The following is a 20,265-nucleotide window of genomic DNA, read 5'->3' as shown; positions in this document are numbered from 1 at the left end:
CGGGTGGGCGGCCTTTTTTACATCCTGCAGGTGAAGGCTTCTGCAAAATTGGCCTGGCTCCCTTTATGATGAACGCTCCGGCAGCCCACGCCTGCCGCCCAGGAGAACAAGAAGATGTCGCTCGCCAAGATGTTTCGTGCTTCCCGTCCCAGCGTCACTGCCACCGCCATCGCCATCGCCGTCCTGCTGGCCGGCTGCGCGTCCTCGCCGCTGCCGCAGTGGCGCGACAGCGGCAACCCTGGCTACGCGCCCGTCACGCCCTCCATCCCGGTGACCAATACCGGCGTGCCCGCCGTGGCCATCAGCACCGCGCCCCCCACCCGTGCGGCGCTGGTGGAAGCGGCCAAGGCCGAGTGGGATTTCTTCGGCAACCAGCAGATCGACATGCGCCATGAACCCTTCAGCGCGCCGCGCCTGGGCTTGCTGGAAGACGAAGGCGAGGCCGTGCAGCGAGTGGCCGAGTACTGGCACGCGGTCGGCAAGAACCTGACCGGTGCGGATTGCCAGCAAGCCTGGTCGGCGGCCTTCATTTCCTGGCTGATGGTGAGCACCAATGTGCCGCCGCAGGATTTCGCGCCCAACGAAACGCACTTCAACTACCTGAGCTTCCTCAAGGACCGCCAGTCGCGCCCCTCGCCGCAATTCGTGTTGCGCCCGGCCGAGAGCGAGCCGATTGCGCCCGGTGACCTGATCTGCGCCCCGCGCGGCAACAACAACATCACCACCATCGACGAGATTCGCCCCGGCCTGGCCGGCCATTGCGACCTGGTGGTGGAAGTGCATGCCGATGATGGCTGGGCCGGCGTGATCGGCGGCAATGTATTCAATTCGGTCTCCGAATCCCTGATCCCGGTGGATGAGCAGGGCCGTGCCCAGCCGATTGCCGCGCGCCCGTGGCTGGTGGTGCTCAAGAACCTGCTGCCGTGAGGCCGCCCATGCTGATCCTGGGAAAACTGCTGCTGGGGCCCCTTTTGCTGACGCAAGCCAAACGCCTGCGCCAGACCGCGCTGCGCCTGCCGGAAGCGGCCGGTCCGCGCAGCGGCATGGAGTTTCCCGCCTTGCAGCCTCGGCTGGTGGCCGAGCCGTTGCGCGTGCTGGTAGTGGGTGATTCCTCGGCGGCCGGGGTCGGGGTGGAGCATCAGGAGCAAGCCCTGGCCCAGCCGCTGGCTCGCCAGCTGGCCGCGCGCACCGGCCATCCGGTGGCCTGGCAGCTGGTGGCGCAGAGCGGCGTCAATTCGCTCGAAGCGCTGGACCTGCTGACGCGCCATGAGATCGGTCCGGCCACCGTCCTGGTGGTGGCCCTGGGCGTGAACGACGTGACCTCGCAGATGAGCCCGCAACGCTACGTGGCCAACCTGCGCCTGCTGTGCGAACGCCTGATGGCGCAGGCCGGGGTGGAGCACATCGTCTTCTCGGGCTTGCCGCCCATGCACCTGCTGCCGGTGGCACCGCAGCCGCTGCGCTGGTATCTGGGCCGCTACGCGTGCAAGCTGGACCGCGCCCTGCGCGACTGGATCGATGCCGAGGCCGCCTTGCGTTACTGCTCCCTGCAATGGGCGCTGCCGCATGAGATGGCGATTGACCGCTTCCATCCGGGCCACGGCCAGTATGCGCAATGGGCCAGGATGAGCGCCGAGATCATCGAAAGCGAGTTCCTGCGTCATCAGCCGGTGACGGAAAGTGTTTAAAATACGCGTTCCGATTTTTACGCTGAAAGCTCGCCATGGCCGTCAATTCCCCGATTCCCGTTCCTTCCGACCTGAAAGCCGTCGCCGGCATCGAACTCGGCCATGCCGAAGCGGGCGTGCGCAAGGCCAATCGCAAGGACGTGCTGGTCATGAAGCTGGCCGAGACCGCCACGGTGGCGGGCGTCTTCACCAAGAACCGTTTCTGTGCCGCCCCGGTGCAGATCTGCCAGGCCAACCTGGCGCAGCTGAGCGCCGGCAAGCCCATCCGCGCCCTGGTGATCAACACCGGCAACGCCAACGCCGGCACCGGTGAAGAAGGCCTGCAGCGCGCCAAGTCGGTCTGTGCTGCATTGGCCCAGCAGATGGGCGTGGAGCCGCAGCAGATCCTGCCGTTTTCCACCGGCGTGATCCTGGAGCCGCTGCCGGCTGATCGCATCATCGCCGGCCTGCCGCAAGCCATCGGCAACCTGAAGGCCGACAACTGGTTCAACGCGGCCGAGTCCATCATGACCACCGACACCCAGCCAAAGGCCGCGTCGCGCACGCTCACCATCGGCGGCAAGCAAGTGGTGATGACCGGCATCAGCAAGGGCGCTGGCATGATCAAGCCCAACATGGCCACCATGCTGGGTTTCCTGGCCTTCGACGCGAAGCTGCCGCAGGCACTGCTGAACCAGCTGGTCAAGGATGCCGCTGACCATTCCTTCAACTGCATCACCATCGATGGCGATACCTCGACCAACGATTCCTTCATCCTGATGGCCACCGGTGCCGGCGAACTGGAGATCACCAGCGCCGACAGCGAGGAATACAAGCAACTGGCCGCGGCCGTCACCGACCTGTCGCAGCACCTGGCGCACCAGATCGTGCGCGATGGCGAAGGCGCGACCAAGTTCATCGAAGTGGCCGTGGAAGACGGCAAGAGCATCGAGGAATGCCGCCAGATCGCCTACTCCATCGGCCACTCGCCGCTGGTCAAGACCGCCTTCTTCGCCTCCGACCCGAACCTGGGCCGCATCCTGGCCGCCATCGGCTATGCCGGCATCGAGGATCTGGATGTGTCGAAGATCAACCTGTGGCTGGACGATGTGTGGGTCGCCAAAGATGGCGGCCGCAACCCGGATTACCGCGAAGAAGACGGCCAGCGCGTCATGAAGAAGGCCGAGATCGTGGTGCGTGTGAAGCTGGCGCGCGGCACGGCCAAGGCTTCCATCTGGACCTGCGACCTGTCGCACGACTACGTCTCGATCAACGCCGACTACCGTTCCTGAGCGTTTTTCTTCACCTCGCGGCGTTTCGCCGCCATCGGCCCACCCATCCCCGGGCCGGTGGCGCGCCCGGGATGGCGGCGGCAACATGAATGTCCGCGCCCTCGGATCAATTTTATTCACACCGGCCGCCAGCGCCTTGCGCCACAATGGCGCGTGCATTCCCGCCCCGTTCATCCCGATTTGCGATCACCATGACCCAGCTAGACCAATTCCTGCAGCGTGCCGAAGCCTTGCTGGCGCGCGTCGAAGCCATCCTCCCCAACGCCGCCGCCCGTGAACCCGACTGGAACGCCGCCGTCGCCTTCCGCTGGCGCGGTGCGACCGCCCAGCGTCCCGGCTACCTGCAGGCGGTGGGGCAGATCTCGAAGATCGGCCTGTCGGACCTGCATAACATCGGCCCGCAAAAGGAACAGATCGACCAGAACACCCGCCAGTTCGTCGAAGGCCGCCCGGCCAACAACGTGCTGCTGACCGGCGCGCGCGGCACCGGCAAATCCTCGCTCATCAAGGCGTGCCTGAACCAGTACGCCGACCGTGGCCTGCGCCTCATCGAAGTGGACAAGGATGACCTGCACGACCTGCAGGACATCGTCGAACTGGTGGCGGCGCGTCCGGAACGCTTCATCGTCTTCTGCGACGATCTTTCCTTCGAGGAAGGCGAGGGCGGCTACAAGGCGCTGAAGGTGGCCTTGGACGGCAGCATCGCCGCGCAGTCCGACAACGTGCTGATCTACGCCACCTCCAACCGCCGCCACCTGATGCCGGAGCGCCTCTCCGACAACAACACCTACACCCACACCGAGGATGGCGACCTGCACCCCGGCGAAACGGTGGAAGAAAAGATTTCGCTTTCCGAGCGCTTTGGCCTGTGGGTGACCTTCTATCCCTTCAAGCAGGACGATTTCCTGGACATCGTGGCGCACTGGCTGCGCCACTTCGGCTGCAATGATGCGCAGATCGCCGAAGCCCGCGCCGATGCCCTGCGCTGGGCGCTGCAGCGCAGCTCGCGCTCGGGCCGCGTGGCCTGGCAGTTCGCGCGCGACTACGCCGGCAAGGCGCAAGGCTGATGAGCGGAGATTCCAAGCCGGTGGCCAAGCCCATCGATGTAGCCGTGGGCATTCTGATGCAGCCCAACGGCGACGTGCTGCTGGGCCAGCGTCCGGACGGCAAGCCCTATGCGGGGTACTGGGAATTCCCCGGCGGCAAGGTGGAGCCGGGCGAAAGCATCTTCGCGGCGCTGCAGCGCGAGTTCAAGGAAGAGCTGGGGATCGAGGTGCTGGACGGTGAGCCCTGGTGCGGCGTCGAGCACGTCTATCCGCATGCCCATGTACGCCTGCATTTCTACATTAGCCGCCAGTGGCGCGGTGAGCCGCAGAGTCTGGAAGGCCAGGCCTTTGCCTGGCAGGGCAGCGTGGGCGTGGAACCGCTGCTGCCGGCCACCATTCCGCTGCTCCAGTGGCTGGATCAGCTGCGATATGGCGACGAAGCCTGAAGATGGGTGGCTTTAAGGCGAAATGAAGGAAAAAGCCCGTCATCACTGCACGGGCTTGTCCCCTTCGTCTTCCAGTGGCAGGTTCACTGCGGGGATGGTGTACTTTTCTTCGGCCCAAGCACCCAGGTCGATTTGCTTGCAGCGTTCGGAACAGAAGGGGCGGTACTTGTTCTTCTCGCTCCATTCCACCTTGGTGCCGCAGGTCGGGCAGTCTACGATCGTGGCCATACGTTTACTTCACTTCATTCGATTCAGATTACGGATCAAAAGCCGCACAGCGCCAGTTCGAAGGGCACTTCGCCCTCGAAGGAGCGCGGCTTCTCGTCGCCATCCTGCTGGGTGAAACGCACCCACAGCATGTATTTGTTGGCCGAGATCTCGGGGATGGCGCCGAGGTTGATGTCCAGTGACAGGCGCAGCATCTGGTAGACCTTGCCCTGCAGCATCTGCTGGTAACTGCCGCCTTCGGCGTTGATTTTTACTGCATGTCCGGATTCGCGCAGCAATCGCATGACGATGGCGATGGCATCGAACAGCGGGATCAGCGGGGCGAACCAGTTGGAAATGTCCTGGAAACGGCGTTCAAACGGATGTTGTTGCCAGGCGTAATAGGCCGGCAGGTCGAATTCGCAGGCGCCGCCCGGGATGATGGTGCGGCCGCGAATGCTCATGAGCCATTCATTGTCGCGGATGTTCTGGCCGGTCTTGCCCTGGGCAGCCGAGAGGGCGCTGCTGGCCTGGTCGACTTCGGCCAGGATGGCATTGAGCATCTCGGGCTCGACATTGGGATTGGACTGGTAGGCCAGGAGGATCTGCTTTTGCCGTTCCAGCTCTTGCAGCAGGTCGGACTTGAGGTCGGCGCGTCCGGCGACCTCCAGCATTTCAAAAATGGTGGCAAGGGCGATGTGATGCTGATGCGGGCTTTCCTGGTGCAGGAAGAAGACGAATTTCTCGTAGAGGTCTTCCAGTCGCAACAGCGTGCGAATACGCTCATTGAAAGGGTATTCGTAGACGATCAAAGCATGATCCCTTTATTGGTTGAACCGGACTTGTTAGGCCGCTGACAGGCCGCGTGGGTGCAATAACCTCGTCAACATGTGCAATGTCTGTGATTCTGACCCATGCAGAAGAAAATTACAAATGCAGTCGCCATCAAATGAAGCTGCAGGCGCGCATCGCATTTGCCGCGCTGCCCAAGTGCATTGCTGCAGCCGCGCAAGCTGCACCATCGCTCAGTGCCCGCCTGCCAGCGCCAGGTAGCGCGCATGCAGCTCGCGTACCTGAGCCGGCAGCTCGGCATTGCTGCCGCCGTTGTCGATGACGTCCTGCGCCACCGCCAGCCGCGCCTGCCGGCTGGCCTGCGCGGCCATGATGGCTTCGACTTCCTCGCGTTGGAGGCCGTTGCGCTGCATGACCCGCGCGATCTGCACCTCTTCCGGACAATCCACCACCAGGATGCGGCTGGCGCGGCCAACCCAGGTGCCGGACTCCACCAGCAGCGGCACCACGAAGATGACATAGGGACCGGTGGCATCCTCGGCCTCGCGCACGGTTTCGCTGCGGATCAGCGGATGCAGGATGGCTTCCAGCGCATGGCGTGCCGTCGGGTTGCCGAACACGTGCTGGCGCATGCGGGTGCGGTCCATGGCACCGTTCGCATCGATGAATTCGCCGCCGAAATAATCGCGGATGGGATCGATGGCCAGGCCCTGCGGTGCGGTCAGGGCGTGGGCGATGGCGTCGGTATCGACCAGCGAAGCGCCGAGCTCGCCAAACAGGTTGGCCACCGTGGTCTTGCCGCTGCCGATGCCGCCGGTCAGGCCGATGGTGAAGCGTTCAGTCAATGAGGTCATGGGATCAGAAGTCGTAGAGAAGTTGCGTGAGCCAGCCATGGCCCATCAGCAGGGTCAGCATGCCGGCGCAGGCCAGGCAGGGGCCGAAGGGAATGGCCTGGCCGCGCCGGTGGCGGCCCAAGCCCATCAGCGCCAGGCCCAGGACTGCGCCCAGCGCCGAGGCCAGCAGCAAGACCAGCGGCAAGGCCTGCCAGCCCAGCCAGGCCCCGAGTGCGGCCATGAGCTTGAAGTCGCCATAGCCCAGACCCTCCTTGCCGGTGGCCAGCTTGAAGATCCAGAAAATCAGCCACAGCACGCCATAGCCGGCCATCGCGCCCAGCACGGCATCCTGCAGCGGCACCAGGCGATGCACCACGTTGACCAGCAGCCCCAGCCACATCAAGGGCAGGGTGAGGTCGTCGGGCAGCAGCATGGTCCGGGCGTCGATCACCGCCAGCGCAATCAGGAAGGACGCGCACACCATCAGCGCCACGCCGTGCAGGCCCAGGCCGAAACGCCAGCCCAGCAGGGCGAACAGCAGTGCGGTCAGCAGCTCCACCAGCGGATAGCGGGCGCTGATGGGGTGGTCGCAGAAGGCGCAGCGTCCTCGCAGCAGCAGCCAGCTCAGTACCGGAATCTTGTGATGCAGCGCCAGCGGCGCGGCGCAATGCGGGCAGGCGGAGGCCGGCAGCCAGAGGTTGTAGCGGTCGGCATGCGGCAGGGCCTCGCCGCGTTCCTGGGCCACGAAGTTGGCAGTCTCGCGCAGCATCATCAGCGGCACGCGATGGATCACCACATTGAGAAAGCTGCCGACCAGCAGGCCCAGCAGCGCCGCCGCGCCAGCGAGTGCAGCGTTGCCGGGGAAGGCCAGAGCATCCAGGAAAGACATCGTCGGGTTCAACTGGTTTGGTCGTCAAAGAAGGGGAAGACAGGCGTGCCGGCTTATACCACTGCACCCATGCGGAACACCGGCAGGTACATCGCCACCACCAGGCCGCCGATCACCACGCCCAGCACCGCCATGATAACGGGTTCCATCAGGCTGGTGAGGGCAGTGACGGCTTCATCCACTTCGCGTTCGTTGAGATCGGCGATCCTGCTCAGCATGGCGTCGAGGGCGCCGGCCTCTTCGCCCACGGCCGTCATCTGCACTGCCAGGTCGGGGAAGACGCCCGTGGCCTGCATGGCCGCATGCAGCGAGGCGCCATTGCGCACGGCGTCGCGCACGGCCAGCGAGGCGTCGGCATAGACCACGTTGCCGGCTGCGCCGGAGACCGTTTCCAGCGCTTCCACGAGGGCGATGCCGGCACCGAAGAGGGTGCCGAAGGTGCGGCTCCAGCGTGCCAGCGCCGCTTGCCGCAACAGCTTGCCGAACAGCGGCAAGGACAGGCTCAGGCGCTGCGCCGCCAGTCGCAGCGGAAGATAACGCCGCCACGCCAGCATCGCCAGCACGCCCGTCACCAGCGTGCCCAGCAGCAGCCAGGGACCATGCTGTCCGAGCAGACGCGCCGTGGCCATCACGATGCGCGTGGGCAGCGGCAACTCGGCCCCGAATTGCTGGAACATCTGCTCGAAAGCCGGCACCACCCACAGCATGATGACCACCGTCACGATGATCGCCACCAGCACCACGGCACAGGGATAGGCCAAGGCCGCGCGCACCTTGCCGCGCAAGGCCAGGGATTTTTCGCGATAGAGGGCGATGCGCTCAAGCATGCTGTCGAGCATCCCGGCTTCTTCGGCGGCGCGCATCAGGTTGCAGAAGAGCGCATCGAACTGGCGCGGATGGCGCGCCAGCGCCGCATGCAGGCTCTCGCCGCGCGCCACGGCCTGGCGCACGTCGTCCAGCAGCGTGGCCAGTGCGCTCTGGCCGGCGCCGCGAATGGCGATGTCCAGCGACTGCAGCAGCGGCAATCCTGCCCGCAGCATGGTGGCCAATTGGCGGGTGAAGAGGGCGATCTGTTTGGCGCTGATGCGGCCACGCGCCCTCGCTGTGGCCGGGTTTGCCGCAGGGGCCGGGCCATTGTCGAGGTCGGCCGCACGCTCCGCGCGCCGCAGCCGCGCCACGCGCATCCCCTGCTGGCGCAGCCGGGCACGTGCCTGGGCTTCATCGCTGGCTTGTATCACACCGCGTTGCGGGCGATTGTGGCGGTCCAGCCCTTCCCAGCGGAATTGGGACGCCGATGTCGTGCGATCAGGTGCAGGCAAGGATTTCTCCCATGCTGGTTTCACCGCGCAAGACCTTCAGCAGCCCCGCCCGCCGCAGGTCGATGATGCCCTCCGCTTGCGCCTGCCGGCCCAGTTCCAATGTGCCGGCCTGGGCCAGTATCAGCGACTGCATGGCCGCGCTGACCGGCATGACCTGATAGATGCCGGTGCGCCCGCGAAAGCCGGTCTGGTTGCAGGCCGGGCAGCCGTGCGGCACGAAGGTGGCCGGCGTACCACCGGCCGGACGGCGGCAGCGGCACAGCTTGCGCACCAGCCGCTGGGCCACGATCAGGCTGACCGATGCCGCAATGTTGTAGGCCGGCACGCCCATGTTGAGCAGCCGCGTGAGCGTGGCCGGGGCATCGTTGGTGTGCAGGGTGGAGAGCACCAGGTGCCCGGTCTGCGAAGCCTTGACGGCGATGTCGGCAGTTTCCAGGTCGCGGATCTCGCCTACCATCAGCACATCCGGATCCTGGCGCAGGAAGGCGCGCAGTGCCAGGGCGAAGTCCAGTCCGGCGCGTTCGTTGATGCTGACCTGGTTGATGCCGGGCAGGTTGATTTCCACCGGATCCTCGGCGGTGGCGATGTTCACCCCCGGCTGGTTCAGGCGCTGCAGGCAGGCATACAGCGAGACCGTCTTGCCGGAGCCGGTCGGCCCGGTCATCAGGACCAGCCCGTGCGGCTTGCTGATGGCCTGCAGCAGCGCTTCCTGCTGGGCCGGTTCATAGCCGAGGTCGCTGATCGACAAAGCCGCCTGCGCAGTATCGAGAATGCGCAGCACGATCTTTTCACCGAACTGCGTGGGCAGCGTCGAGACGCGGAAATCCACCGTGCGCGCACCCAGCGCCAGGCGCATCTTGCCATCCTGGGGCAGGCGCTTTTCGGCGATATCCAGACGCGCCAGGATCTTCAGGCGGGTGGCCAGCTTGTCGCGCAAGCTCAATGGCGGCTGCGCCAGCTCGTGCAGCACGCCATCCAGCCGCAGGCGTACGCGGAAGAGATGTTCGAAGGGCTCGAAATGCAGGTCGGAAGCGCCCATGCCGACGGCATCGGCCAGCAGCTTGTGCAGCAGGCGCACCACGGGGACGTCATCATCGGCCACGGCCGTGTCGGGAGTGTGCAGCATGGGAGACCTCGCGCAGGGGCGCTGCCGCAGGGCAACGCACAGGGGAGGGCAAGTCTCCCACGCGCGGCGGCCGCCCGAAAAGCGGGCCGGCCGTTTGCGCGGGACAAAATCGGTGGAGTTCGATGCCGGCCTGCAAGGCCCGGCGCAGGTTCAGTCCTGTGCCTTCACTTTCGCAGGCAAGGCGATGAGCTTGACCATGCGGATGGCCTGGTTCTGTACCTGCACGATCTCGATCACGCAGCCATCGATCTTGACGGCCACGCTGGCTTCGGGAATGTCCTGCAGGGTTTCCAGCAGCAGGCCGTTGATGGTCTTGGGGCCATCCAGCGGCAGCTTCAGGCCCAGGCGCTTGTTGATGTCGCGCAGGGTGGTGCTGCCCTCAAGCAGGCAGGTACCGTCCTTGTCCCAGCCGAAACCTTCGCCGGAGGATCCGGGCGAGGAGGTCGTGAATTCGCCGATCATCTCTTCGATGATGTCCTCCAGCGTCACCAGTCCCTGCACTTCACCGTATTCATCGACCACGATGCCCAGGCGTTCGTGGTTTTCCTGGAAGTACTGCAGCTGGGTGAAGACATCGGTCTCCACCGGCACGTAATACGGTGCCGAGAGCAGGGTGCGGATGTCATCGTGGGTGATGTCGTCTTCCTGGCGGAACAGCGAGACCGTCTTGCGCACATGCAGGATGCCGACGATGTGATTGATCTCGCCCTCGAACACCGGCAGCTTGTTGTGATAGCAGGTGGCCAGCTGGTGCAGGATCTCCTCCACCGGGGCGGCCAGGTTCAGGGCCTCGACCTGGGCGCGCGGGGTCATGACGTCTTCCACCGAAATCTTTTCCAGGTCGAACAGGTTCAGCAGGATGCTCTTGTGCTTCTGCGGAATGAAACTGCCGCCTTCGAGCACGATGGAGCGCAGCTCTTCGGGAGAAATGCGCTGCTCGGCCGCGCGCGATCCGGTCTTGATGCGCAAGACCTTGAGGATGGCGGAAACGAAAATGTTGACGAACCACACCAGCGGCTTGGCCACCCGCATCAGCGGCTTGAGAATGAAGCTGGTAAAGAGCGCAATGCGTTCGGGATGGGTGGCACCGATCACCTTGGGCACGATCTCGGCAAAGATGATCAAGAGCGCCGCCACGAAGGCGGTGGCCGCCGTGATCACGCGCTGGTGGTTGCCGAAGGCGGCAATGGCCAGCGCCGTCACCAGGGCTGTGGCCAGCGCATTGATGACGGTATTGGCGATGAGGATCAGCGAGAGCAGCCGTTCAGTGCGATCCAGCAACCACAGGATGGTGATGGCGGCCCGGTTGCCCTGTTTGGCCAGGTGCCGCAGGCGATGGCGGTTGGCGGCCATCAGCGCCGTCTCGGTCATGGAAAAGAAGGCCGAGAGCAGGATGAGAATGAGGAGTGCAAGAGCTTGCACCCATATGGGTACGGTATCCAAACGTTGCCGTCAGTGGGTTGCCCTCACGCATGGGAGGGAGTCGGCGGGCCTGTTTGCTTGTCATCATGACAGGCAAGCCAGGGCGGCCAGCGAGCGCCAAAGTCTAGACGATGGGGGCTTATCTCGCAAGCCGGGCGGCGGCGCGGTGTGGCGGCTGCGCCCGGACTTGCCCTTCAGTAACCCTTGCTGCGGTCGTAGAGATGCGGCGGCGGCAGGCCGCCCAGCATGGCGGCAATGGCCACCGCCGCCTGCCTGGCGCGTTCGCGGCGCGAGGGCGTGGCCGCTGCATGGGGCGTGACCAGCACGCGCGGATGGCGCCAGACGGCAGCCTCGGCGGGCAGCGGTTCTTCATCGAACACGTCCAGCACGGCACCGGACAAGTGCCCGCTGTCGAGCGCGGCCAGCAGATCCGGCAGGCACACGTGGCTGCCGCGGCCGACGTTGATGACCGCGGCACCGCGCGGCAACTGGCGCAAGAGATCGGCATCGATGAGGTGGCGGGTATCGGTGGTCTCGGGCAAGAGGCAGATCAGGATATCGGTGCGGGCCAGGAAATCCGGCAACGCAGCGGCCCCGGCAAAGCAGGCCAGCCCCTTTTCGCTGCGCAGCGAGCGCGCCCAGCCGGCGGTCTCGAAGCCGACCGCTGCATGCATGCGCGCCGCCGACAAGCCCAGCGCACCCAGGCCCAGCACGCCTACGCGGGTTTCGCGCGCCGTGCGGGGCGTGGAGAATTCGCGCCATTCGGCGCGCGCCTGCTGGGCAATGATGCGCGGCATGTCCTTCAACAGCATCAGGCTGCTCATGAGCGTGAATTCGGCCATGCGCTGCTGCGTTTCAGGCGTGACCATGCGCACGATGGGCAGCTCCGGCAGGTGCGGGTCTGCAAGGATGTGATCGACTCCGGCAGCCGCACTGATGATGGCCTTCAGGTTGGGGAACTGCGCCAGCCGCCCCGGCTCGGGCTGCCACACCAGCACGAACTGCACGCGCGCCGGATCGACTTCCGGATCATCCCAGGCGCGCACGTCGAGGCCCAGTTCGGGTGCGAATTCATGGAAGCTGGCGCGCCACTCGGCCAGCGCGGCAGCACCGCCGGACTTGATCAGCAGCACGGGAGCAAGAGCAGGGGTGGTCATGCTTGTGGCTCCACGGGATTGGCCTGGTGCATGGGCCGGCGCAAGGCCGGGTCGAAGGGATTGATCCGGCGCGACAGGGCGGCGGCTTCCCGCTGCAGCATCTGCACCAGGGTCGGCAGGCGCTCCTCGGTCAGGCGCGAGGTCAGCGTGCCTACGCTCAAGGCACCGACGATGTTGCCGCCGGCATCGAAGAGCGGCACACCCAGCCCGGCCATGCCATCGAGCAGGCCGGCCTGGCGTGCCGCATAACCGGTCTCGCGCACACGCTCGATTTCCGTGCGCAGGTAGACCTCGTCATAGACCCCGAATTCGCGCAGGCGCGGCACGTTGTAGCGGATCACTTCCTCGCGTTCTTCTTCCGGCAGGAAGGCGAGGATGGCCAGCGCGCCCTGGCCCACGCCCAAGGCGACGCGCCCGCCGATGTCGCCGGTGAAGGCGCGGATCGGGAAGGGACCATCGACGCGATCCACGCACACCGCATCGAAGCGCGAGCGCAGCAGCAGGAAGACCGTATCACCGAGACTGCCGCACAGCCGCAGCAGCGCCGGGCGGCACAGGCTGCGCACATCCGACGCATTGCCGGCGCGTGCGGCCAGGGCGAACAGGTCCATGCCCAGGCGATACAGCTTGCTGCGCTCATCCTGTTCCACCACGCCTTCCCCGGCCAGCGATTGCAGCAGCCGGTGCGTGGTGCCCTGGGTCAGGCCGATGGTCTTGGCCACTTGCGTCACCCGCATGCCTTGCGGTGGTGCATCGGCCAGCGCGCGCAACACCGCAAAGGTGCGCTGGATGCCGTTGACCGGCAGGGAGGCGGGGGCGCTGGCGGCCGTGGCCTCGTCGTTTTGCTCGCTCATGAGGGGGCTTTGTCTGCTGGGTGGAATCGGCGGTGGTTCGCTCGCCGATGCATTTCATTGAATGGAATAAATATAAAAAATTTCCCGACTGTCGAAATACGATAGCAGAATTGGCACCGAAATTGCATCAATAACGAAACAGGAGACGCGCCGCTCACATCGCTTCAGCGATGGGGTTGCGCAATTGAAAGTATGCATCGGAGCGCCCGCCGGCCGACAAGCCCGCCAGCCGTGCAGCGCCCGAACCTTGCGACAGGGAGCTTGCAATGTCATTTCTCACGCTGACCAATGTCAGTAAGTTCTATGGCGATACCCAGGCGGTATCGGGGTTCAACCTCACGGTGGAAAAGGGTGAGTTCATCTCCCTGCTCGGTCCTTCGGGCTGCGGCAAGACCACCACCCTGCAGATGATCGCGGGCTTCGAGGCCGTCAGCGGCGGCCGCATCGAACTCGACGGCCGCGACATCACGCATGCCAAGCCCAATACGCGCGGCCTGGGCATCGTGTTCCAGACCTATGCGCTGTTCCCGCACATGACGGTGGAGCAGAACGTGGCCTTCGGGCTGGAGATGCGCAAGTGCGGCGCCGCTGAGAAGCGCGACCGTGTGGCGCAGGCCATGTCGCTGGTGCATCTGGAAAAACACGGTGCGCGCTATCCGCGCGAACTCTCCGGCGGCCAGCGCCAGCGTGTGGCACTGGCGCGTGCGCTGGTGATCGCTCCGCCGGTGCTGCTGCTCGATGAGCCGCTCTCCAACCTCGACGCCAAGCTGCGCGAAGAGATGCAATTCGAACTGCGCGACATCCAGCGCAAGGTCGGCACCACCACCATCATGGTCACGCACGACCAGAGCGAAGCCATGTCCATCAGTGACCGGGTGGTGGTGATGGAGGCCGGCCACATCACCCAGGTCGGCCGTCCCCTGAACGTGTATGAACATCCGGCCAACCGCTTCATCTCCACCTTCGTGGGCAAGGCCAACCTGCTCGAAGGCCAGGTGGTCGGTGCCGCAGGTGAACGCGCTGACATCGCGGTGGGCGGCATGATGCTGTCGCTGGAAAGCACCGACGCCGGCCTGCGCGGCGGCGGCCGCGTGGTGCTGGGCCTGCGTCCGGAAAAGATCCGCTGTACCGCGCCCGGCCAGGGCCGCTGCAATGGCGAAGTGGTGCGCCGCTTCTTCCTCGGCAGCCAATGGATGTATGAAGTGGAGACCCCGCTGGGCCTGCTCTCGGTCCTGTCGGCCAACGATGGTGCCGAAGCCCTGGAGCAGGGGGCTGCCGTCGGCCTGGCGTGGAGCGACTACAGCCTGCGCCTGGTCTCCACCGCCCGCAGCGATGAAGGGGTCGCAGCATGAGCGCGGCCGGCACAACTTCCGTGGCACCGCCCGTGGTGAGTGCCGCCGATAGCGACAAGGCGCCCGGCCAGCGCAGCCTGCCCTGGCTGATGTCGGCCCCGGCCATCCTGCTGTGCACGGTGATGCTGCTGGTGCCGCTGGTACTGACCTTCGTGCTGTCCTTCAACGCCTATGATGCCGAGACCGGCCCCAAGGCCGGCACCTTCACGCTGGAGCATTACGCAGCGGTGCTGACCGATCCGTATTACTACGGCATCTTCTGGCGCACGCTGTGGATCTCGGGCCTGGTCACGCTCATCTGCATCGTCGTCGGTGCGCCCGAGGCGTACATTCTCAACCGCATGCGCAAGCCCTGGCGCTCCATCATGCTGCTGGTGGTGCTGGCCCCGCTGATGATCTCGGTGGTGGTGCGCGCCTTTGGCTGGAGCATGCTGCTCGGTCCCGAAGGCCTCATCAACGGCACGCTGGTGGCGCTGGGCTTTGCCAAGGTCAAGCTGCTCTATACCGAAACGGCCATCGTCATTGCGCTGGTGCATGTGATGCTGCCCTTCATGGTGATCCCGGTGTGGACCTCGCTGCAGAAGCTCGATGGTGGCGTGGCCAATGCGGCGCTGTCGCTGGGCGCCTCGCCCATCACCGTGCTGCGCCGTATCGTGCTGCCGCAGATCATGCCCGGCATTCTCTCGGGCAGCCTGATCGTCTTCGGCCTCTCGGCCAGCTCCTTTGCCATTCCGGGACTGCTGGGCGGACGCCGCCTGAAGATGATGGCCACCATCATCTATGACGAATACCTGCACGAACTGAACTGGCCCCTGGGCGCAGCCATCGCGCTGCTGCTGCTGGTGGCCAACCTGGTCATCATGCTGGGCTGGAACCGCATGATCGAACGCCGCTACAAGAAAGCGCTGGGCTGAACCATGAACAAGAACGGACCGATTGCATTGTGCTTCAATGCGCTGGTGATCCTCTTCACGCTGGCCCCGATCCTGGTGGTGTGCGTGATCGCCTTCACCCCCGAAAACACCCTGACCATGAACGGGCCGGAATTCTCGTTGCGCTGGTTCAAGGCGGTGTTTGAGTTTCCCGACTTCGTGAGTTCCTTCTGGAACAGCCTCTGGCTGGCCCTGGCAGCGGCCACCATCTCCACCGCCCTGGCCATTCCGGCGGCCATGGCGCTGGTGCGTTATCCGCATCGCTGGTCCGGCGTCTTGCAGGGCCTGTTCCTGTCGCCGCTGATCATTCCGCACCTGGTGCTGGGCGTGGCCCTGCTGCGCCTGTTCTCGGTGGTGGGTGGCGCGGGCAGTTTCGGCTGGCTGGTGCTGGCGCACTCGCTGGTGGTGACGCCCTACACCATGCGCCTGATCATGGCCGCGCTCATCGGCTTCGACCGCAGCGCCGAGCATGCCGCCCTGTCGCTGGGGGCCACGCGCTCCACGGTGTTCCTGCGCATCACGCTGCCGATGATCCTGCCGGGCATCACCGGGGGCTGGCTGCTGGCCTTCATCAACAGCTTCGATGAAGTCACCATGTCCATCTTCGTGACCTCGCCCTCGACGGTGACGCTGCCGGTGCGCATGTACATGTACGCCACCGAATCCATCGATCCGATGATGGCGGCCGTCTCGGCGCTGATGGTGGCCATCACGGCGGTGGCCATGATCATCCTGGACCGGGTCTATGGCCTGGACCGCGTGCTGGTGGGGCGTTCATGAATCACACCTCTGCTCCTGCACAGGCCCAGCTGGTACGGCTGGCCGAACGCGATCGCGCTGCGGTCAGCTTCACGCTGGACGGCCGCCCGGCGACCGCGCTGGAAGGCGACACGGTGCTGACCGCCGTACTGACCAATACCGCGAGCCTGCGCCGAAATGAATTCAGCGGCCAGCCGCGGGCCGGCTTTTGCATGATGGGCGCGTGCCAGGATTGCTGGATCGCCACCGACAGCGGCGAGCGCCTGCGTGCCTGCTCCACCTTCATCCGTGCCGGCATGCAATTGCGCAGCGGCCAGGAGGAACCCGCATGACGCGCGCAGCTCCCGTCATCGTCGGTGCCGGCCCGGCCGGTGTGCGTGCGGCGCAGACGCTGCTGGCCCATGGCGTGCGGCCCATCGTCATCGATGAAGCCGCGCAGGCCGGCGGCCAGATCTATCGCCAGCCGCCGCGCGGGTTCCTGCGCAGCCGCAAGACGGTCTATGGTTTCGAAGCCAGCCGCGCGCAATCGGTGCACAGCACCTTCCATGCGCTGCGCGAGGCCATCGACTACCGTCCCAACACCCTCGTCTGGAATGCTCAGCCGGGTTTGCTCGACCTGATGGAGGGCAGCGCGCAATCCGCTTCAACGCTGGCCTGGGAAGACATCATCGTGGCCACCGGTGCGACTGATCGCGTGCTGCCTTTCCCCGGCTGGACCACGCCGGGCGTCTATACCCTGGGCGGCTCGCAGGTCGCGCTCAAGTTCCAGGGCTGCGCCATCGGACGCTCGGTGGTGTTGGCCGGCAATGGTCCGCTGCTCTATCTGGTGGCCTACCAGTATGCCAAGGCCGGTGCCCGGGTGGCGGCGGTGCTCGACAGCAGCAGCCTGGCTGACCGCATTGCCGCACTGCCCGCCATGCTGGGCCAGCCGGCCTTGCTGGCCAAGGGCATCTACTACCTTGCCTGGCTCAAGCTGCATGGCGTGCCGGTGCATTCGCACGCGCGGGTGCTGCGCGTGGAAGGCGATGCGCGGGTGCAGGCGCTGGTCTGGCGTCGCGAGAACCTGGCAAGTGCGAGTGGCAAGCCGGGTACCGAGCAGCGCATTGAATGCGATGCCGTCGGTTTCGGCTATGCACTGCGTTCTGAAACGCAATTGGCTGATCTGCTGGGTTGCCGCTTCCAGTTCGACAGCCTGCAGCGCGCGCACCTGCCGGTGCGCGACAAGAGCACCCGCAGCAGCGTGCCGGGCGTCTATCTCGCCGGTGACGGTGCCGGCATCATGGGGGCCGATGCCGCCGAGCTGGCCGGTGAACGCGCTGCGCTGGCCTTGCTGCAGGATCGCGGCATCGCCGTCGATGCGGCCCGTGTGACGCAGATCGAAGCGGAGCTGGTGCGCATCGGCGCTTTCCGTCTCGGACTTGAGCGCGCTTTTCCCTTCCCCGAACGCTGGGCGGCGACTGCATCGGACGATCTGGTGATCTGCCGCTGCGAGAACATCCGCGCCGGTGAATTGCGCGCGGCCGTGCGCGAGAAAGGCGCAGCGGAAATGAACCGGCTCAAGGCGCTCACCCGCGTTGGCATGGGCCGTTGCCAGGGCCGCATGTGTGGTGCCGCGGCCGCCGAAATCCTGGCGCATGCCGCTGGCCTGCCGGTGCAGGAAGTCGGTCGCCTGCGCGGCCAGGCACCGATCAAGCCGATTCCATTGGGCATGCATGTGCCGGCCCCCGAGCCGGTCTCTGCGCGCGTGATCGCGCTGCATGCGCAGGAGGATGCTTCATGAAGAGCCTCCATACTGAAGTCCTCATCATCGGCGGCGGCATCGTCGGCAGCTCGGCTGCGCTGGTGCTGGCCAAGGCCGGACGCCGCGTGACCATCCTGGAACGCGACCTGTGCGGTGCGCGTTCCAGCGGCATCAACTACGGTGGCGTGCGCCGCCAGGGGCGGCCCGAAGTGCAGCTGCCGCTGTCGCAACGGGCGCATCAGATCTGGGGCGATCTGCAGTCCCTGATCGGCACCACCGGCGAATACGAACGCAGCGGCCACTTCAAGCTGGCCCGTAGCGAGGCCGACATGCAATCGCTGATCGCTTATGCCGAACTGAGCCGGCCCTATGGCCTGGGGATCGAACTGATCAGCGGCGAACGCCTGCGCCAGCAATGTCCCTGGCTGGGCGGCGCGGCGGTCGGCGGCTCGCTGTGTCCGGAAGATGGCCAGGCCAATCCGCGCCTGGTCTCGCCGGCCTTTGCGCGTGCGGCCGAAGCGGCGGGCGCGACCGTGATCGAGCGTTGCGAAGTCATGCAGGTGGGTCACGATGGCCGCGACTTCGTGGCCGAAGCGCGGCAGGGTGGCGAACCCTTGGAAGTGCGTGCGGAAGTGCTCATCAATTGCGCCGGTGCCTGGGCCAATCGCGTGGCGCAGTCCTTTGGCGAGGCCGTCCCCCTGACCAGCGGCCACCCCAGCATGGTGGTGACCGAACCGATTCCCCACTTCCTGCCCTGGAGCCTGGGCGTGGAGGGCGGCTCCATCTACTGCCGCCAGGTGGCGCGCGGCAACGTGGTGCTGGGCGGCGGCCGCGGCTACGAGCAGGATGAACTGCGCGCCCGCGCCTCGCATGATTCCATTCTCGGGCTGCTGCCGCAGGCGGCGGCCTTGCTGCCGGCGCTGCGCCATGTCCACATCATCCGCAGCTGGAGCGGCGTGGAAGGCTACTTGCCGGACCAGCATCCGGTGATCGGTCCCAGCACCACGCAACTGGGCCTGCTGCATGGCTTTGGTTTCTGCGGTGCCGGTTTCCAGATCGGGCCGGCTGCCGGTGAGGCACTGGCCGAGCTGGTGCTGCATGGCCGCAGCACCATCGCGCTGGATGCTTTCTCGATTGGCCGTTTCCTGCCGCCACGTTCCGACGCTGTCGACCTGTTGTCCTCCCACCCTGAAAGGAAGATCTCATGATGTCGCTTTCCCGCACCGCTGCCCTCGGACTGTTGCTGGCCGCCACCGCCGCCCAGGGGCAGGCGCAGACCCGCACGCTGTACGTCGGCATGAATGGCGGCAACATGGAGAAGACCTTCACGCAAGCGGTGTTCGCTCCCTTCGAGCAGAAGTACAACGTCAAGATCGCCGTGGTGCCCGGCGGCTCGGCCGACATCCTGGCCAAGGCCCAGGCCGCCAAGGACAAGCCGCAGATGCACCTGATGTTCTTGGACGATGGCGTGATGTATCGCGCAGTCGGCATGGGCCTGTGCGAGAAGCAGAAGCCCAATCCCAACCTGGCCAATCTGCTGCCGGTGGCGCACATCAAGGATGACCTTGCTACCGGCGTGACCATCAGCGTCACCGGCCTGGCCTACAACACCAAGGTCTATGCCGAGAAGGGCTGGGCGCCGCCGACCTCCTGGCTCGACCTGGCGGACCCCAAGCTCAAGGGGCGCGTGGTGTTCCAGTCGCTGCCTTCATCCACTTTCGGGCTGCATGCCTTCCTCGCCTTCAACCAGCTCAAGGGCGGCACGGATGCCAACGTCGATCCCGGCTTCAAGGCCTGGCCCTCGACCATCGGGCCCAATGTGCTGGAGTACATCTCCAACTCGGCCAAGATTTCCGAGATGGCACAGACCGGCGAGGCGGCCCTGTTCCCGTACACGCCCACGCAATCGACGCTCTTGAAGAGCAAGGGCGTGCCGGTGGAATACGTGCAGCCCAAGGAAGGTGCCATCGTGCTGATGGTGGCGCAGTGCGTGATTGCCAACAATACCGAGCCGCAGCTGGCGCAGGAGCTGGCGGCCTATCTGCTCTCGCCGCAGGCGCAAGCGCTGGCGCTGGAAAACGGCAACTACAACCCGACCAATACCAAGGTCCAGGTCAGCGGCACGGCCGCGGCCGAGCAGGCGCGCATGAATGGCTTCGTCAAGGCCGCGCGCGCGGTGGACTGGGATGAGATCAACAAGAATCGCGCCGTGTGGAATACGCGCTGGAGCCGCACCATTGAGCGATGAGATCGGCAGCTCGTTGGCCTGAAACGCAGGGATGCGTAAATGATTTATCTGATTTTGCAGAACCTCTGGTAGTTTTTTACGCCACCTGCGCGGTGGCGTTTTTTTTTGCGCTGATGGCGCGTGATCCCCATTTTTGTTTATCTGTGGCATCGATAAATCGATGTCGATTGTGCAATGGCGCAG

At 65.5% G+C, this 20,265-nt stretch carries 21 protein-coding genes; 12 read left to right on the top strand and 9 right to left on the bottom strand.

The window, feature by feature from the left end:
• Positions 1-114 precede the first annotated feature (114 nt).
• The 5 genes from ACWHXP_RS18795 to ACWHXP_RS18775 all read left to right on the top strand — a co-directional run bounded on the left by ACWHXP_RS18795 (position 115) and on the right by ACWHXP_RS18775 (position 4,451).
• Positions 115-927, top strand: a complete 813-nt coding sequence (locus ACWHXP_RS18795; protein ID WP_489635301.1) for a DUF2272 domain-containing protein — start codon at positions 115-117, stop codon at positions 925-927.
• 8 nt (positions 928-935) lie between these two features.
• Entirely contained in the window at positions 936-1,688 is a 753-nt protein-coding gene (locus ACWHXP_RS18790) for an SGNH/GDSL hydrolase family protein (protein WP_489635302.1), read from the top strand.
• 35 nt (positions 1,689-1,723) lie between these two features.
• Positions 1,724-2,959: a bifunctional glutamate N-acetyltransferase/amino-acid acetyltransferase ArgJ gene (argJ, locus tag ACWHXP_RS18785; protein WP_489635303.1), complete on the top strand. Its 1,236-nt coding sequence runs from the start codon at positions 1,724-1,726 to the stop codon at positions 2,957-2,959.
• A gap of 191 nt (positions 2,960-3,150) precedes the next feature.
• Positions 3,151-4,026: an ATP-binding protein gene (locus ACWHXP_RS18780; protein ID WP_039790449.1), complete on the top strand. Its 876-nt coding sequence runs from the start codon at positions 3,151-3,153 to the stop codon at positions 4,024-4,026.
• Positions 4,026-4,451, top strand: a complete 426-nt coding sequence (locus ACWHXP_RS18775; RefSeq protein WP_343741379.1) for an NUDIX domain-containing protein — start codon at positions 4,026-4,028, stop codon at positions 4,449-4,451. The genes ACWHXP_RS18780 and ACWHXP_RS18775 overlap by 1 nt, the downstream gene beginning before the upstream one ends.
• A 42-nt stretch (positions 4,452-4,493) precedes the next feature.
• Here ACWHXP_RS18775 and yacG read toward each other — a convergent pair whose 3' ends face one another.
• The 9 genes from yacG to ACWHXP_RS18730 form a co-directional block, all read right to left on the bottom strand.
• Entirely contained in the window at positions 4,494-4,679 is a 186-nt protein-coding gene (gene yacG / locus ACWHXP_RS18770; RefSeq protein ID WP_034336666.1) for a DNA gyrase inhibitor YacG, read from the bottom strand.
• 35 nt (positions 4,680-4,714) lie between these two features.
• Complete coding sequence (zapD, locus tag ACWHXP_RS18765; protein WP_034336663.1) at positions 4,715-5,470, bottom strand: cell division protein ZapD; 756 nt, start codon at positions 5,468-5,470, stop codon at positions 4,715-4,717.
• A gap of 213 nt (positions 5,471-5,683) precedes the next feature.
• Positions 5,684-6,304, bottom strand: coding sequence for a dephospho-CoA kinase (gene coaE / locus ACWHXP_RS18760; protein WP_489624446.1), 621 nt, complete (start codon positions 6,302-6,304; stop codon positions 5,684-5,686).
• Positions 6,305-6,308: 4 nt separating this feature from the next.
• The gene (locus tag ACWHXP_RS18755; RefSeq protein ID WP_489624447.1) at positions 6,309-7,172 is read right to left on the bottom strand and encodes a prepilin peptidase; all 864 of its coding nucleotides are present in this window, start codon (positions 7,170-7,172) and stop codon (positions 6,309-6,311) included.
• Positions 7,173-7,225: 53 nt separating this feature from the next.
• Positions 7,226-8,491: a type II secretion system F family protein gene (locus tag ACWHXP_RS18750; protein WP_489635304.1), complete on the bottom strand. Its 1,266-nt coding sequence runs from the start codon at positions 8,489-8,491 to the stop codon at positions 7,226-7,228.
• Positions 8,478-9,617, bottom strand: coding sequence for a GspE/PulE family protein (locus tag ACWHXP_RS18745; protein ID WP_489624449.1), 1,140 nt, complete (start codon positions 9,615-9,617; stop codon positions 8,478-8,480). The genes ACWHXP_RS18750 and ACWHXP_RS18745 overlap by 14 nt, the downstream gene beginning before the upstream one ends.
• Positions 9,618-9,767: 150 nt before the next feature.
• Positions 9,768-11,060 carry an HlyC/CorC family transporter gene (locus tag ACWHXP_RS18740; RefSeq protein WP_489635305.1) on the bottom strand — a complete coding sequence of 431 codons (1,293 nt, stop codon included), beginning with the start codon at positions 11,058-11,060 and terminating at the stop codon, positions 9,768-9,770.
• Between the two features lie 173 nt (positions 11,061-11,233).
• The gene (locus tag ACWHXP_RS18735; RefSeq protein WP_204726183.1) at positions 11,234-12,196 is read right to left on the bottom strand and encodes a 2-hydroxyacid dehydrogenase; all 963 of its coding nucleotides are present in this window, start codon (positions 12,194-12,196) and stop codon (positions 11,234-11,236) included.
• Positions 12,193-13,050, bottom strand: a complete 858-nt coding sequence (locus ACWHXP_RS18730) for an IclR family transcriptional regulator (protein WP_489635306.1) — start codon at positions 13,048-13,050, stop codon at positions 12,193-12,195. Before ACWHXP_RS18730 ends, ACWHXP_RS18735 begins: the two co-directional genes overlap by 4 nt.
• A gap of 266 nt (positions 13,051-13,316) precedes the next feature.
• Between ACWHXP_RS18730 and ACWHXP_RS18725 the strand changes: the two genes are divergently transcribed.
• Genes ACWHXP_RS18725 through ACWHXP_RS18695 form a run of 7 tightly spaced genes read left to right on the top strand, consistent with a single transcriptional unit; the run spans position 13,317 to position 20,082 of the window.
• Entirely contained in the window at positions 13,317-14,402 is a 1,086-nt protein-coding gene (locus ACWHXP_RS18725) for an ABC transporter ATP-binding protein (RefSeq protein WP_489635307.1), read from the top strand.
• Entirely contained in the window at positions 14,399-15,316 is a 918-nt protein-coding gene (locus tag ACWHXP_RS18720) for an ABC transporter permease (protein WP_489635308.1), read from the top strand. The genes ACWHXP_RS18725 and ACWHXP_RS18720 overlap by 4 nt, the downstream gene beginning before the upstream one ends.
• A gap of 3 nt (positions 15,317-15,319) precedes the next feature.
• Entirely contained in the window at positions 15,320-16,114 is a 795-nt protein-coding gene (locus ACWHXP_RS18715; RefSeq protein WP_121042562.1) for an ABC transporter permease, read from the top strand.
• On the top strand, positions 16,111-16,425 hold the full coding sequence (locus tag ACWHXP_RS18710) for a (2Fe-2S)-binding protein (protein ID WP_489635309.1): 315 nt from the start codon (positions 16,111-16,113) through the stop codon (positions 16,423-16,425). The genes ACWHXP_RS18715 and ACWHXP_RS18710 overlap by 4 nt, the downstream gene beginning before the upstream one ends.
• A complete protein-coding gene (locus ACWHXP_RS18705) occupies positions 16,422-17,873 on the top strand; it encodes an FAD/NAD(P)-dependent oxidoreductase (RefSeq protein WP_489635310.1) in 1,452 nt (483 codons plus the stop codon). The genes ACWHXP_RS18710 and ACWHXP_RS18705 overlap by 4 nt, the downstream gene beginning before the upstream one ends.
• Complete coding sequence (locus ACWHXP_RS18700) at positions 17,870-19,042, top strand: NAD(P)/FAD-dependent oxidoreductase (RefSeq protein ID WP_489635311.1); 1,173 nt, start codon at positions 17,870-17,872, stop codon at positions 19,040-19,042. The genes ACWHXP_RS18705 and ACWHXP_RS18700 overlap by 4 nt, the downstream gene beginning before the upstream one ends.
• Positions 19,039-20,082 carry an ABC transporter substrate-binding protein gene (locus tag ACWHXP_RS18695; protein ID WP_039790463.1) on the top strand — a complete coding sequence of 348 codons (1,044 nt, stop codon included), beginning with the start codon at positions 19,039-19,041 and terminating at the stop codon, positions 20,080-20,082. The genes ACWHXP_RS18700 and ACWHXP_RS18695 overlap by 4 nt, the downstream gene beginning before the upstream one ends.
• Positions 20,083-20,265: the final 183 nt, after the last annotated feature.

Source organism: Herbaspirillum sp. Her2 (genome assembly GCF_057961375.1).
The sequence above is the reverse complement of the archived record's forward strand: the minus strand, read 5'-3'. Positions and strand labels throughout refer to the sequence as shown.

Bases quoted from the DNA above. Each gene is read 5' to 3' on its own strand.
- ACWHXP_RS18795 (WP_489635301.1), top strand. From the start codon at position 115: ATGTCGCTCGCCAAGATGTTTCGTGCTTCCCGTCCCAGCGTCACTGCC.
- ACWHXP_RS18790 (WP_489635302.1), top strand. From the start codon at position 936: ATGCTGATCCTGGGAAAACTGCTGCTGGGGCCCCTTTTGCTGACGCAA.
- argJ (WP_489635303.1), top strand. From the start codon at position 1,724: ATGGCCGTCAATTCCCCGATTCCCGTTCCTTCCGACCTGAAAGCCGTC.
- ACWHXP_RS18780 (WP_039790449.1), top strand. From the start codon at position 3,151: ATGACCCAGCTAGACCAATTCCTGCAGCGTGCCGAAGCCTTGCTGGCG.
- ACWHXP_RS18775 (WP_343741379.1), top strand. From the start codon at position 4,026: ATGAGCGGAGATTCCAAGCCGGTGGCCAAGCCCATCGATGTAGCCGTG.
- yacG (WP_034336666.1), bottom strand. From the start codon at position 4,679: ATGGCCACGATCGTAGACTGCCCGACCTGCGGCACCAAGGTGGAATGG.
- coaE (WP_489624446.1), bottom strand. From the start codon at position 6,304: ATGACCTCATTGACTGAACGCTTCACCATCGGCCTGACCGGCGGCATC.
- ACWHXP_RS18755 (WP_489624447.1), bottom strand. From the start codon at position 7,172: ATGTCTTTCCTGGATGCTCTGGCCTTCCCCGGCAACGCTGCACTCGCT.
- ACWHXP_RS18745 (WP_489624449.1), bottom strand. From the start codon at position 9,617: ATGCTGCACACTCCCGACACGGCCGTGGCCGATGATGACGTCCCCGTG.
- ACWHXP_RS18735 (WP_204726183.1), bottom strand. From the start codon at position 12,196: ATGACCACCCCTGCTCTTGCTCCCGTGCTGCTGATCAAGTCCGGCGGT.
- ACWHXP_RS18730 (WP_489635306.1), bottom strand. From the start codon at position 13,050: ATGAGCGAGCAAAACGACGAGGCCACGGCCGCCAGCGCCCCCGCCTCC.
- ACWHXP_RS18725 (WP_489635307.1), top strand. From the start codon at position 13,317: ATGTCATTTCTCACGCTGACCAATGTCAGTAAGTTCTATGGCGATACC.
- ACWHXP_RS18720 (WP_489635308.1), top strand. From the start codon at position 14,399: ATGAGCGCGGCCGGCACAACTTCCGTGGCACCGCCCGTGGTGAGTGCC.
- ACWHXP_RS18715 (WP_121042562.1), top strand. From the start codon at position 15,320: ATGAACAAGAACGGACCGATTGCATTGTGCTTCAATGCGCTGGTGATC.
- ACWHXP_RS18710 (WP_489635309.1), top strand. From the start codon at position 16,111: ATGAATCACACCTCTGCTCCTGCACAGGCCCAGCTGGTACGGCTGGCC.
- ACWHXP_RS18705 (WP_489635310.1), top strand. From the start codon at position 16,422: ATGACGCGCGCAGCTCCCGTCATCGTCGGTGCCGGCCCGGCCGGTGTG.
- ACWHXP_RS18700 (WP_489635311.1), top strand. From the start codon at position 17,870: ATGAAGAGCCTCCATACTGAAGTCCTCATCATCGGCGGCGGCATCGTC.
- ACWHXP_RS18695 (WP_039790463.1), top strand. From the start codon at position 19,039: ATGATGTCGCTTTCCCGCACCGCTGCCCTCGGACTGTTGCTGGCCGCC.